Source organism: Geomobilimonas luticola (genome assembly GCF_018476905.1).
Classification (GTDB): Bacteria; Desulfobacterota; Desulfuromonadia; order Geobacterales; family Geobacteraceae; genus Geomobilimonas; species Geomobilimonas luticola.
In genome coordinates this window covers 560239-573027 of record NZ_JAHCVK010000001.1, presented here as the reverse complement: position 1 = coordinate 573027, position 12789 = coordinate 560239, and the positions used below count along the sequence as shown (strand labels likewise).

Annotated in this window: 8 protein-coding genes; all 8 read right to left on the bottom strand. The window is 46.8% G+C overall.

The features are described 5' to 3' along the window. Position 1: 1 nt before the first annotated feature. The gene (locus KI810_RS02735) at positions 2 to 1123 is read right to left on the bottom strand and encodes an HAD family hydrolase (RefSeq protein WP_214173939.1); all 1122 of its coding nucleotides are present in this window, start codon (positions 1121 to 1123) and stop codon (positions 2 to 4) included. Positions 1124 to 1742: 619 nt separating this feature from the next. Continuing rightward, positions 1743 to 3329, bottom strand: coding sequence for a sigma-54-dependent transcriptional regulator (locus KI810_RS02730; RefSeq protein ID WP_214173938.1), 1587 nt, complete (start codon positions 3327 to 3329; stop codon positions 1743 to 1745). Between the two features lie 193 nt (positions 3330 to 3522). After that, entirely contained in the window at positions 3523 to 5601 is a 2079-nt protein-coding gene (locus tag KI810_RS02725) for an AIPR family protein (protein WP_214173937.1), read from the bottom strand. 16 nt (positions 5602 to 5617) lie between these two features. Continuing rightward, positions 5618 to 6595, bottom strand: a complete 978-nt coding sequence (locus KI810_RS02720) for a PD-(D/E)XK motif protein (RefSeq protein WP_214173936.1) — start codon at positions 6593 to 6595, stop codon at positions 5618 to 5620. Beyond that, positions 6588 to 9293, bottom strand: coding sequence for a Z1 domain-containing protein (locus KI810_RS02715; RefSeq protein WP_214173935.1), 2706 nt, complete (start codon positions 9291 to 9293; stop codon positions 6588 to 6590). Before KI810_RS02715 ends, KI810_RS02720 begins: the two co-directional genes overlap by 8 nt. Next, positions 9286 to 10758, bottom strand: coding sequence for an ATP-binding protein (locus KI810_RS02710; RefSeq protein WP_214173934.1), 1473 nt, complete (start codon positions 10756 to 10758; stop codon positions 9286 to 9288). Before KI810_RS02710 ends, KI810_RS02715 begins: the two co-directional genes overlap by 8 nt. Positions 10759 to 10792: 34 nt before the next feature. Beyond that, positions 10793 to 11218: a very short patch repair endonuclease gene (locus tag KI810_RS02705; protein ID WP_214174699.1), complete on the bottom strand. Its 426-nt coding sequence runs from the start codon at positions 11216 to 11218 to the stop codon at positions 10793 to 10795. Then, the gene (locus tag KI810_RS02700) at positions 11218 to 12741 is read right to left on the bottom strand and encodes a DNA cytosine methyltransferase (protein ID WP_214173933.1); all 1524 of its coding nucleotides are present in this window, start codon (positions 12739 to 12741) and stop codon (positions 11218 to 11220) included. The genes KI810_RS02705 and KI810_RS02700 overlap by 1 nt, the downstream gene beginning before the upstream one ends. Positions 12742 to 12789: the final 48 nt, after the last annotated feature.

Below are 12789 nucleotides of genomic sequence, written 5' to 3'. Positions count from 1 at the left end.
TTTATCCTTCCGTTACGAGCGAATGAGTAAACCGGTAAAATTGTTTCGCCGTTGATGTAAGATCGCCAATTCTTCCTTCAGGACCAGACAAGGGTTTTGATAGCGCCTTGATGAATGAGGCTTCTGATTTTGCCGCTTTTGCCGCTTCAACAAGTAATTGGAGCGGTGTTCGACTGCTAGAAGTTTCGGCCTTAGCTCCCTGCATATTGATGAGGATACTGTTCAGATACGTAATGTAGGAGCGGGATGAGTTTTCCGTCAGACCGCCATGCTCAACCAAGAATTTTCTGAATGCTGTTTTGGTTGATTGATCAGGCCTGGTGTTATCAGATCTTGAACGCTTACTGTTGCTGACTGATTCAGTTGTTTGGAATCCAAGTGGTTCAAGCACCTGTTGCAGGTCATCACCTCTTACAACAGTATCCCAGAAAAACTCATGGTGCTGTTTCGGGTTGAATCCTATTGAGCGTCCTACATACTGGGCAGCCTCACGATCATTACCGCCATCACCTATGAATACGGCCTCCTCCTTTGAAAAACCCAGATCATGAAGCAGCAGTTTCACAAGATGCTTTTTGTGGATGAAATCGCTTGGCTGACAATTCCAGTGGCGGATTGTCCCGTCAGGATTCCAGAAATATTCTGCAGATGTGAAGCAATGTTCAAGGTTGAAATCAAGTGATACCCGATCGGCCATCGCTTTCAGTCCGCCGGAAACCAGGGCGATGGTGATACCGTGCGCTCGCAATGCCTGGAATGTTTCTGAAACGCCAGAAAAATATTCTGCTGAGTCATGAATAACGGCATCGAACAACTCCTTGGTGAGCCTGTACTCTTTGTGCAGCTTAATTGTGTCAATGACCCACTCGCTGTAACCGGGATAGCCGCCATCCCGCCACTTTTCCCAGTTTGCCTGATTCTTTTTGCTCGCTTCAGGTCCAAGCAAATCACACAAAAGCGTCCATGCGCTGCTGAACTGCTTTGTCGCCAATACGGCCTCCCCATGGCAGAGACATAAATTCTTCCAGTTTTGGGGGAAGCGGTCCTTGATAAAATCGAAACGGCATGAACGCTTGAGAAGCGTTCCCTCCATGTCGAATACTGCCAGTTTGATCTTTTTCACCACCCCACCCCCGCTATCGGATACTTTTCGTAAATTGTTCCAGTGAATAGTGTCGTCCAGCAACTTGCACAGGCATAGAAAATGTCACCAGTATTAGCAGGTGCACAAAATGCACGGATATTACTTGAGCCGCACGCACAGTATATTTTCCCATCCTTGAAGCGTTCTGGATACATCTGTTGGTATTCCTGTCCAGTAGGTGTCATGTTTTTTCCCCTCCTATCGTGCATAACCTTGGCGGACTGCCGAAGCCATTGCCCTGAGACGGAATTCAACGGTAACAATGTCTTTTCGGTTGTTACTGACCCTCCGGATTAATGATTCAAGAGAGTCATCTGCAACCGCGTCCCGTATGGAGCCTATGTAATTGATATAGAATCCCTGGCCAACGCGCCTGATCATTTTGTCGAATCTTGTGTCCATTGGTTGTGCCTCCTGACGATTTGATATCGTTATAGCCAAGAGCGTGCCAATAAAGACGATGACAGTTAACATGCTAAAAAAACTGAATAAAGCGACAACAAGAGGTTAGTTCACACGCGAACAATCCATCATAGATGACAACTTAAGTTGATTTCATGCCCAACGGGGAAGTCTATCGCATGGATTATTGATGACATCACGGCGACTTTTTGAATTTACTGATCGCCTGGGGAGAGATCGCGAGAAGAGCAGCTGCTTTTCGCTGGTTGCCAGAAGATTGTTCCAACGCATGAAGAATCAAATTGCGCCGAATATCTGAAAGGTACGCTTCAATCGAGAAACCTTCATTCAAGGTTGGCAGGGCAGAGCCGGACAATGCTGATGGCTCACTTGAAGTCGGCTGTATTGATGACAAGGCATAGTGTAACGCATCTTCTGGATTCTCTTTAGCATCACAGTCATTAAGAAATGCAATTAAACGATATGCAACCCGATATAGGTCGCGGTAATTGCCTGGCAAGGTATGGCACTGCAAATATTTAACAATGGCTGCATGATCCACTTTGCTGAATACTGCCTTGCTGCGATCTACTGCTGCTAGGGACTGTGCATGCGCATAAACATCTCGCCAAATCCAAGGGATGTCTTCAGGGATTTCTCTCAGAGGCGGTATTATCAGTATTAACGGGCTTATACGGTCAAAAAAATCCTTATGTATCTCATTGTGCAAGGATTCAAGTGGACGATTGGTAGCTGTAATCAACCTGAAATCGCTTTTCTCTGAATGTTCGCTACCTAACGGCTGAAATTCTTTTTCTTCCAGAGCTTTTATCAATAGTCGTTGTGTATCGGCGTCGATATCCCCGATTTCATCAAGAAAAAGGGTATCTTTGTCCATGCGTTGCAATAAACCTGTCTTGTCTCTTTCAGCCCCAGTAAATGCACCCTTTACATGACCGAACAACTCTGAACGCATCAGGTCTGAGGTAAATTGTCCACACGCAACACCCGCCCAATTTTTTTTCAGTCGTCTATAAGGGCTATTTGAACGAATCCAAACAGCCCAGGTACTTTTTCCTGTTCCCCTCTCACCCAGTATAAGAATAGGGGTTTTGACTTTAGCAAATCTACGGGCCTCACGTTCTAGTGCTTTCAGTTTTTCAGAGCGGAAGTCGAGTGGATTCCATGAAACACTGGAATCCGACTGTTCATTCAAGTAGCTCATGGTGTCTTGATACTGTTTGAAATAGTTTTCGACTCCTATTGATATCCTCTCCACTGGTGGGCGACCGTTGCGTTCTCGTGATCGATGGCACTGGACGAGCGTTACCGGTTGCCGGATATATCCTACTTCGGCAAGAAGCACCCAAACAGTATGCATAGCAGGTGTACCTGGACTTACGTTGATTACAAGCTCATCATCCGGATGATTCTCGCGTATTCGTTTCAGCTCGGGTTGCAGATAATTGAAAAGTGCTTTGTGGTCTGTCGGATCGTTCCCAGCCCAAGGAAGTGCTTCAAACTGAAAGGTCGGGCGTTGTTTTTTCAGAACACTGCGAATCCCATTTAGCGCTTCAGCATCCGATGCTGTTCTGAAGAAAAAAAATGCTTTGTTGATATTTTGATGCTCTGAATGTCGATCAAGAAGCAATGTTAACGTCGGGCCATAGATCGGATTGTTAGCCTCATCAACTGCAACACGGGCGTTTTTTGCATCCCATTCATAAGGGTCGTTTGAGCGTGCAACCCATGACACCAATATTTTTTTGTATGCATGAGACATGTTACAGTCCTTTGGCTCCCACACGATAAGGATTGGGGAAATGAATTATATACATGCCTAATGATTAGCTACGACTGCAAAAACAGCCCCAGCACATCAAAGTGCCATCAACGACATGACAGATTCAAGGAGATTGCTGTCCTCGACTTTTTCAAACTGATAAATATTAAGTGAGAAGGAAGCGGAATGGCGATCATACAGATATACCTTTCATATCATGCCCAGCATCATCCATATTCTTCAGAATCACGACGAGAGCATTCTTCTCAGCAAAAGTGAGGGAGATATTTCCTCTGGAAACTTTTGCCAGTGCAGCATCAGCAGCTGGCGAAAGAATTTTTGTTGATTGAGCGAATTCCCTGATCGCTGGAACAAATGGATTCAACTTGAGAAGCATTTCATCGAACTCAATTCCCTTATCAATTTTCTTTACCGCAACATCGTCACGCTTCTGCTGCCGGTGATCATCCTTGTCGACAAGCTCCTTAAGCAAGATTGCCGGTACTCCAACATCAAGCCCGGTAACAGCATTCCAGCACGCCTGCTGTTTGCAATATTCTCCTATATTCTTGACATTTGATGGGGCATCCTTTATGCGTGCCGCAACCATCACTGCAATTTTTTCTAGAATCTTCTTCAGGGCGTCTCCGGGTGTCTGTCTGTTCCAGACCTGTTGAAGACTGATTCTCTTCCCGTCAGCTCTGTCCAGTATATGAACGAGCAGCGCGATAGAGTATGTGACGACCTGTGCCTTGTAGCCCCGGTCCTCCCGGTACCACTCAGATTTGGCGATCATCTGATCGGCCCATCGGAAGATGATCGCCATCGCTATGGCATCCTTGAAATAGCCTTCATTGAAGCTGTCCGCTCTGTTTTCCCACTCCTTGCCTATACGGTCGGCAAAATGCATGAAGCATTTCTGTGCCCCCTGACTCACCAAATAGGGCAGGCGCTCAAATGTCAGCACATATTTCGCAAGATCAGTCTTCGCGATAATCTGATCACTTGGGAATTCCGCCTCGAATTTCTTCCGGTCAGATGCTTTGCCTTTAGCAAGCTGATTACGGTATTGACCTCTCGCTCTTTCGTAGAACCATTTTGCGGAAGTGAATGCCCCTTCCTTCTGGGGTGCAGACAGCCTTCTTGAAATCTTCTCCATTTCAACGTGGAACGGATGGGTCGAGAAAAAGTCTGCATCACTGATCTTGTTCTGTGAGTTAGCAAACCTCGAGATTCTCGGGACAACTTCTTCCACTCGCTCCTCTGGCAATACCGTCAGCTTCATCTGTACAAAAACATTGGCAAGATTCACATTCCTGTTGTCTTTTGCATACAGGATTGAAGCGGTGGTCTGTCCTCCGTTCACAATCTGCAAGTTCCTGATGGCACGAATTGAAGTGCCTCCAGAAGATTCAGACGAGACTGCAACTCCGGACGCAGTGGCTGTGAGCCCGTTATTATAGGCAAAGAACATCTCTGGTGTCTTTTCAAGCGTTGTGATGATGCCTTGGTTCACTTTCGTTTTTGCCTGAAGAAATGTTCTCACATTCTGCTCAAGAAGCCTTGCACCATATAGCTCATATATTCTGGAAAGCAGTTCCCCAGGCATGACGATGAGATAGGATTCGTAGTCACCACTCCCGGTATGGGCTCTGAGACAGGGGAGGGTTGAATTGAACTCTTCAGTAAGGTCAATCTCTATTGGTTCCGTTTCCCCCATTGAACTGAAGATGTCGTTATATCGGGAGAAATCCATGATGTTGTAGATGAATTTTTTGTCATCCAGATTCTTTGATTCTACATTTTTTTTCCTGGCAACGAGTTTTGCGTTTGAAAAGATAATAACCCTCACCCGTTTTACATTTATGTTCTTAGCATAAATCGGATACGAAGCTTCAAACACTGGGCCGGTCTCTTCGAGAGCGTTTATGAATTCAGGCTTCAGAGCCTGCTTATAAAACCGCTCAGCCCTGCCGAAATACGAGTCTATCTGCTGCTGATTGAGAGTCTGCAACTCATCCTCATGTCTGAAATCAGCTATCGCGAGGTAAAGATCCCCCTGTTCCGTGTTCAAGGCATAGCCGTCGATCTGATAGCCCGTCGCCCCTTCTTTCTTGACAGGGGTATATGTCAAATCGCAACAGTCTCCGTTACCTGCCGCGAGCACGGCATACCTTTCGAAGAAGCACTCTTGAAGAGGCTGCCCCATTGAGTGAGCATCCCTCCGGACGTCCTCCATGAACTCTGAATATGACTCATCAATGCTTGCCATAACTCCCCCTATGGAATTATTCAAAGACATCATTGACGAACTGGTCTTCAGCAATAGCATGGCTGCTGATGGCATCAGTTCTGATGCTGTACCGAACATCACAGATTCCGCCAGCCAAGCCTGATGCTTTGATTGCTGGGAAATCTGAGCTTACACGATAGAAGGTTCTTTCGTTGAGCAACCACTTCTCTTCATCGTACTCGTCACGCTTCATGTAGCCAGACTCGACAAGTATTGCTAGAAAAACTTCTTCCGCAGACCCCACTTCTTTCAATAGGTGAAGCACCTCATCCGCAAGCTGGTTGAGGGACATCGCCGTTTCTATGAGATTTGAGGGACCAATGAGTTGGTGGCAGAGAAAAATTTCACCCGAGACGGTATCGAGCTGCTCAGCAGACGATATCTGGATTTTCCGATCAGAACTGCTCAGTTGAGTCTTTACTTCAACCAATCGGCCATTGAATAAGAAATCCTGCTCATCACCGAACGGCCCTCGCCATGTGGCAAGTGCCGTTGCGGGAGAAAGATGTGCTAGAAATAAATCTCTGAAAACGATCAGCTCACCCCATAGCCCGATGATCTGGTTCCTGTTCAGAACATTCTCCCGTCTTGTCCGGAGCAGGTCCTGCCAGCGGGCGAGTCGGTGGAGCACTATCTGGATACCGGCGCTCTGCTGATTACGGTCCAGTCGTTCAGTTGCTGACATCAGGTTTGCACAAAGCACCTTGAAAATATCCACTTGGGCAGGATCCAGCAGACACAGTCGGAGTTCGATCTGATCTGCCCCATGAGAAAAAAGGTGAACATCAATGCCAGCAAGTTGATGGGGTTGCGGTGGAGTCTCCTCCGAGAACCTGCACCTGAGCGTGAATACATAGTTCCCCTGAAAATCCTTACCGTAGAAAAAATCAAGAGGGTGTGCTGGATCTGCTCGTCTGATTCTGACTTCATCAGGGCGATCACTTCTGCTGAACGAATCCCAGTTCTCAGGCATTTTCAGCCTCGCTGATCATTTCCTCATCATCATCAGCTTCTGAAGATGATTCAAGGATCTGGTTTCGGTAGACAACGTTTACCTGATACAGCCGTTCCTGTGCTGGCACCAAAGTTGTCGGCAGACAGAAGGAAAGGGTCACGACCGGGTCTTCTATCAAAAGGTCTTCTCTTGCTTGGGGAGCTTTCAAATCCGCATTGAATATATGGATCAGCATCAAGGGCCTTTCTCTTTGCAAGCTGTAAGCGCAGTACCCTCTACTGATGTTTCCTGTCTCAACTTCTGCTTTAGCTGCTGACTGCTGAAGCTGACTGAGCCCTATTCTTTCATCTCCTGGATTTGCGACTCTGCATTTTTTGCCGGTAACCCAGTACCGGTCTTCGATGATTGACCCGGCTCCCCTTTTCCGGAGAGGAAGATTCTTCAGTTGAATGTCCCTCCATGACATGGTCCCACAGTCACCTGTAAGAGGAAACGCTATATCCCATGACTTCAGATCCGCTTCAAGTCTGTCAGATACATAATCCACAAAAAGAGATCTGTTAGAAGAAATAATGCCAAGGTCTGGCTGGTTCTCCGGGAATTGGAAATCCCGTAAGAAGGAAAAAACTGAAGCTGCATCTATCGCTCTTTTGATTAGACATGTCTTGTCCACTTCGACTGGACCGTCGAGTGTATTTATGAAGCTTTCAACAAGCTTGAGGTTCCTCTGGTTGACAGCTTCGTCATTATATAGAACATATCCTTCAATATGGCGCCCGGAATAATCTTGAGCAATCCTCATGGCTGTAGCAGTTCTCATCTTGTTTGCAGCAGTTATTCGGATGGCAGTCGGATCATGCCTGACCCGTAAACCGAAATCGTTCGGCGTCATATGGATGAGTTCCATTCTCTTAATTTCAGAACGCAACTCTTCAATTGCGCCAGTGATGAACTCATAATGATCTGCCGACCGGTCAGGGAGATACAGCCTGCAGATGTCCTCGTAGCCAGGCCGATATCCGAACCAGCGGGCCATCTGCATAAGGGTATCCGACGCAGAAGCATTTCTGAGGATGTAGGAAACCGTAAGACCCTCGAGAGTGAGTCCCCTTGAAAGGGCCAGCCCGCCGATGGCAATGACATGCAGGCCAATCTCCTTGTGTTTCGAGTAATCAAGGACTCCTCCCCTCATATTGATGGTCCTGACTGAAATGCTACTGACCGCTCGGGCAAGGGCTGGAAGAAGATCAAGGAAACTGTACTCAAGTTCAGAAAAACGGCTGGAATAGGTATCTCTTATACGGCAGATTTCTTCATCCTGAAGTGCCTTCGACCCAAGCCCGGCATTGATGGTGACCGAGTTTCTGAGCTTTTCAAGATAACTGAAGACCAACCCATGGACTGTCTGCTGAATGTCATTGAAACGGCTCACGTTGATCATCATTGAGCAGTGCTGTTCGCCCTGACCACGCAGTACCCGCACGGATCTGGTTATGATGAACGCCCGGACCGCTTCTTCAAGAGACTCCGGCAACTCTGACAGAACCCAATCGCGCCTGTGTCTCAACGGAAGTACGGTTTCATAATCATCTTTCTCAGGATCCAGCCGGATGATCATCCTCTCAGCAAGATCACCAGCTTCAGTAAAAACTCTGGTCGCCCCGACATAGTTTGTCGGTGGATCCAGTGCCTTGATGAAATCCCGCGGGAAAAGATCATCCTTCAGCATTTCAGTTTCTGACTCAGGATCTATGAAAATATTTGCAAATGGAGTAGCCGTATACCCGATGTAGGTCGACCGAGAAAACATAGCCAGAATCTCCCTGATTGCCTTGTTGATGGCCGTGACCTGATTCGGGTTATCGGCTGTGTTGATCGAGGCATTATCAGCCTCGTCATCGATCAAGAGCAGAGGTTCACCAATATTATGTGTCAGATTCTGGTCCTTCAGCCAGTCTCGCAGCCGTTCTAGTGTTGTCTTGTTCTTCTTGGTAACAAAAATGATCGGTTCGTTCAACGCCGCCAAGCTTACACCATAGGTCATCGCGGCTTCCTTCAGGAAATCTCGGTCCCGGGAAGTTCCATAGACCGGGAAGCGCCTCTGTGCTGCATAGTTAATAATTGGAAGCGGTTCCTGTGCTGCAGCTTGAAACACCGATTTCTTGCCGATGAACGCCTCATCGAGTCGTTCCTGGGTCTGCTGTCGCAACGAATTGGTAATGCCGGCAAGAAGGATAATAATCCTGTAACCTGCATCAGCTGCCTTGCAGATGAGTGCTGAATAGTTGGTGGTTTTGCCGGACTGGACGTGCCCCATTACCATGCCGCGTCGTTTCCAGGTACCTTCCAGTGCCGGATTTCCAGAATAGTCGAGGATGTCATTTGTATCGTCATCAAGAATTGAAACAACCTTCGGAGGCAGAACGCCTCTTTCCAGGTAAAACCGCTTCAGCCGGTTCCAGTAAAAAAAATCGATCTCATCTCGATTTCTGCGTTCAAAAAGCCACGGTTTGTAATCAATGCTGACAAGCTTTGATCCGATATTCTGATCGATATTAAAGGTATGCTCCAGATAGCGGATGATCTGTTCTGTGTCCTCGGCAGACAGAGGAAACGGGCCACCAGTGACAACCTGTCTGATCAGCTCGAAAGTGACCTTGGGTGCGTTGGATAGTTCCATCCTGAAATATGCGATCTTGCTTTCATGGTCAGCCATTGATCCACCCTTCCTTGACAAGAAAATCCTCAACATATGACCAGTTGCTGCAGAACGGCTCCACATTCCGGATTCTATCAAGCATGGTGCTGATATTTCCTTTGGAGTCAGACAGCAGACCTGGCAGGGCCGCCGCCAGAAAATCTCTGAACTGATCAGGACTTGCGACTGACTGATTTATGCTATCAGAGCCACTGGCAATATCCTGCCCGAAATTCATGACTGGAAATTCACGCTCAATTACCTTGAGGGTACTCTCCAGCCTTGCCTGCAGTTCTTCAGATGCATCAATGTACAGTGATGTAACCAAGGGATGGGAGCGGTTTATCTCGTAACGGATCTCTCCATTCTTTACATACCGTTTCCAGACAGACACTTTGCCACTGTCATGAATTTTTCCTCCCTTGGATCTGAAGACCTTCGCTGATCGCCTTTTCAGACCATCAACGATTTGTTTCAGCCTGACTCTGAGTACGGACGGCAGCTGGGCATCAGATTTGTCAACCGTGATCTTCCAGATTTCGTCCAAGGAATTAGGAATATCGACGCTGACTCTCACCAGCTGAGACAGCTCTCCGTGTCTGACCAACCGGAACCATGTGCCGAAGATGATAAGTCTGTGGTTCCGGTAGACGTAGAATCCCTGATTTTTAAGTAAACCCTCATCTCCTGACAGTTTATCCAGATCAGCAGGTTTCAGTTTTGAATAATGGGGCAGCACATATGGTTGGACCGTAATTTTCTTCCGGCCTGGCATCTTCAGAGTTTCGCACTCCAGCTGCATAGTTGCTTCATGATGCCTATGGAATGGGTCATATTCAGGAACCGGGAGACCATTCAATTCAATTGAAAGTCTTTTCCCCCTCACTTCACCACTGATATAACGATGATAGATCAGGGCAAGCCGGTTTCTCGCATGGATGATGAGTTCATTGAACTGGTTCTTATCGAGCGACTTTCCTTCTGATAACCTGTCACACCTGCTCCAGACCACTTCAGTTCCGTCCCCGTTCAGGAGAAACTCAGAGCAGGAGTTCCGGACCTCATCCACCGAATATATCGCCATCTTCCAGTTATCAAGGCTGTCCAGATCCCAGGACGCTCCAGCTAAACCGCTTTTCCTACGAGTATAGACCGTGAGGCACCGACATTGAGAAAACGAAGCTGACTTCAAGCCCCAGCCGAATCTACCTAGATCGTCAGGAGCTCTTTCTTCGCAGGGATTAGTGCTGGCTGGCCGCATTGCCCGTAGAAGCTCATCTTCAGACATGCCGTGGCCATCATCTATCACCCTGATTTCTGGATCACCCTCGTTGAACAGACAGAGCAATCGTATGGTTCTGGCTTTTGCCTTGATACTGTTGTCAATGAGATCAGCGAGAGCTCCGGCGAGGTCATAATTGCCGAAGCTTCTTGCGGACATCATGAGTGCTGCAGCATCGGGTGGATTATTCACAAAGCGCACTGAAATCTCCTGATGATCATGAAAATTCTTTTGATCACTTCGTATCTTCTCCAGCTGAAACAGGTAAAAAGTCAAGACGTCTACTGAGAGTCACCGTATCCGTGGTCTCACATTCCCAGATAATTTCAACATTCCACCCAGCTTGCTGCAACTGAAGTATCTTTCTCCTGTCCCGCTCCACGTTCTTGCTGAACTTTTCCACCCAGAACTCAATCCGGGACTTCGGCATATAAGCGTATTTGCACCCCTCATGCCTGTGCCAGAAACAACCATGTACAAAAATGACCGTTTTGAATCTTGGAAGTACTATATCTGGAGTCCCTGGAAGATCCCTCCTGTGTAACCTGAATCTTAACCCAGCCCTGTGCAGCGCCGACCGGACCCTAAGTTCAGGAGCAGTATCCCGCCCTCGGATCCGTGACATGTTCCAACTCCTGCGGGAGGATGAAAGAGTGTCCATCATGACGTCCTGTTCAGGATGCCATATACGATACCGGCTATCTGATGCGCGAGAAGAGGTGGAACTGCGTTACCTACTTGGACATACTGCGGAGTCCGTCCACCGCAAAAGAAATAATTATCCGGAAAAGTCTGAATTCTTGCTGCCTCTCGAACTGTGAGGCTTCTGCATTGGGTGTAGTCAGGATGAATATAGTAATGCCCGTCTTTCGATATATGGCAGGTTATAGTCGTAGATGGTCGGCCGTAAGCTTGAACTCTAAATCGATCATTGAAATGGCCTGACTTGGCATTTTTGTGTTCAGGTTGAAGTGCTGAAGGGAATTCGTGCAATTTGGGGGACGAACCATAGAAGGATGTAAAATACGAGGCATAGACATATCTGTAGACATCTGTGCGCATATGCCCGCGGGAAGTATGATTGCAGATGCCTCCTAATCGATTGTCCTCATACCACCATTTCAGATCATCACTGACAGGTGCATGGCATTTAAGAAACTCGCTTCCCCTGTCATCAAGAGGACATTTGATTTTGCTTAACATTCGTGAAAGTTCTTCAGCAAATTGTGAATCAATCTCTTCCCTGATCGATTCAATCCACTCTTCATCGGAACTTTCTCTTAATTGTTGCCTCCATATCGCAGGGCCGTCTGTTTCTTTAGAAAAACCGCTCCGTAATCTTGGCAATCCTTTGAGGACAGAGTCTATAGGGACTGTCGTTTTAGGTGTCAGAATATCTGGTCGACAGTGGTCCAGATCCTCGCGCACACCCAGAAGGATAACCCTGTGCCTTGCTTGTGGAATTCCATATTTTTCACATTCAACAATGAAGTCTTCTGGTTTCAGTGCAGTAATATCATTTTGAGTCTCATCGACACTCTTAACAAGTGAATATATCTTGTATTTACAACCCTTCAGGTCACCATATACAGGCTCCTTCAGGTCTGACAAGATTTGCTCAAAAATTTGCTGACCCTGGACATTTGACGACAGTATTCCCTTTACATTCTCCATTACAAAAACTGCAGGTCTGTGCTTCGCTATTATTCTCAGATATTCTATATAAAGGTAGTTTCTATCATCGTTTTCTTTGTTGACTCGTGCTCTGCCAATAACAGAATATGCCTGACAAGGTGGTCCACCAATCAGAACCCATTTATCATTATTGCCGATTACATTACTTATCCTTCTATCAAGTTCATCGTCAAACTCCTGCCCACTACCTAATTCAGCACACCATGCTTCTTTTCTGGCAGAATTTGATTCCTTTGGGAACCGACTGAACAACTCATCCCGAGTTATTTCTCCTCGGAGCAGTTCATAGTAGTCTGTCGGTACATCATTATAGTTAAACTGCCTGAAGAAACATCTGAGTTCCAATGTGCTATGGGCAAATGGCTCCTTTTCAACTGATAATCCTATTTTGAAAATTCGGTCAGTTCTGTTTCTGCCAAACGCAGAAAACCCTTCTCCCAAACCTCCCGGACCGGCAAAAACGTCTATTATTGGTATTGCTTCTGACAAAATAACCTCGTTGATCTTGATTCGACTTGATAAATATATCTGCCAGTT

Excerpts from the sequence above, each read along its gene's own strand:
- KI810_RS02730 (WP_214173938.1), bottom strand. The coding sequence starts at position 3,329 with ATGTCTCATGCATACAAAAAAATATTGGTGTCATGGGTTGCACGCTCA.
- KI810_RS02725 (WP_214173937.1), bottom strand. The coding sequence starts at position 5,601 with ATGGCAAGCATTGATGAGTCATATTCAGAGTTCATGGAGGACGTCCGG.
- KI810_RS02720 (WP_214173936.1), bottom strand. The coding sequence starts at position 6,595 with ATGCCTGAGAACTGGGATTCGTTCAGCAGAAGTGATCGCCCTGATGAA.
- KI810_RS02715 (WP_214173935.1), bottom strand. The coding sequence starts at position 9,293 with ATGGCTGACCATGAAAGCAAGATCGCATATTTCAGGATGGAACTATCC.
- KI810_RS02705 (WP_214174699.1), bottom strand. The coding sequence starts at position 11,218 with ATGGACACTCTTTCATCCTCCCGCAGGAGTTGGAACATGTCACGGATC.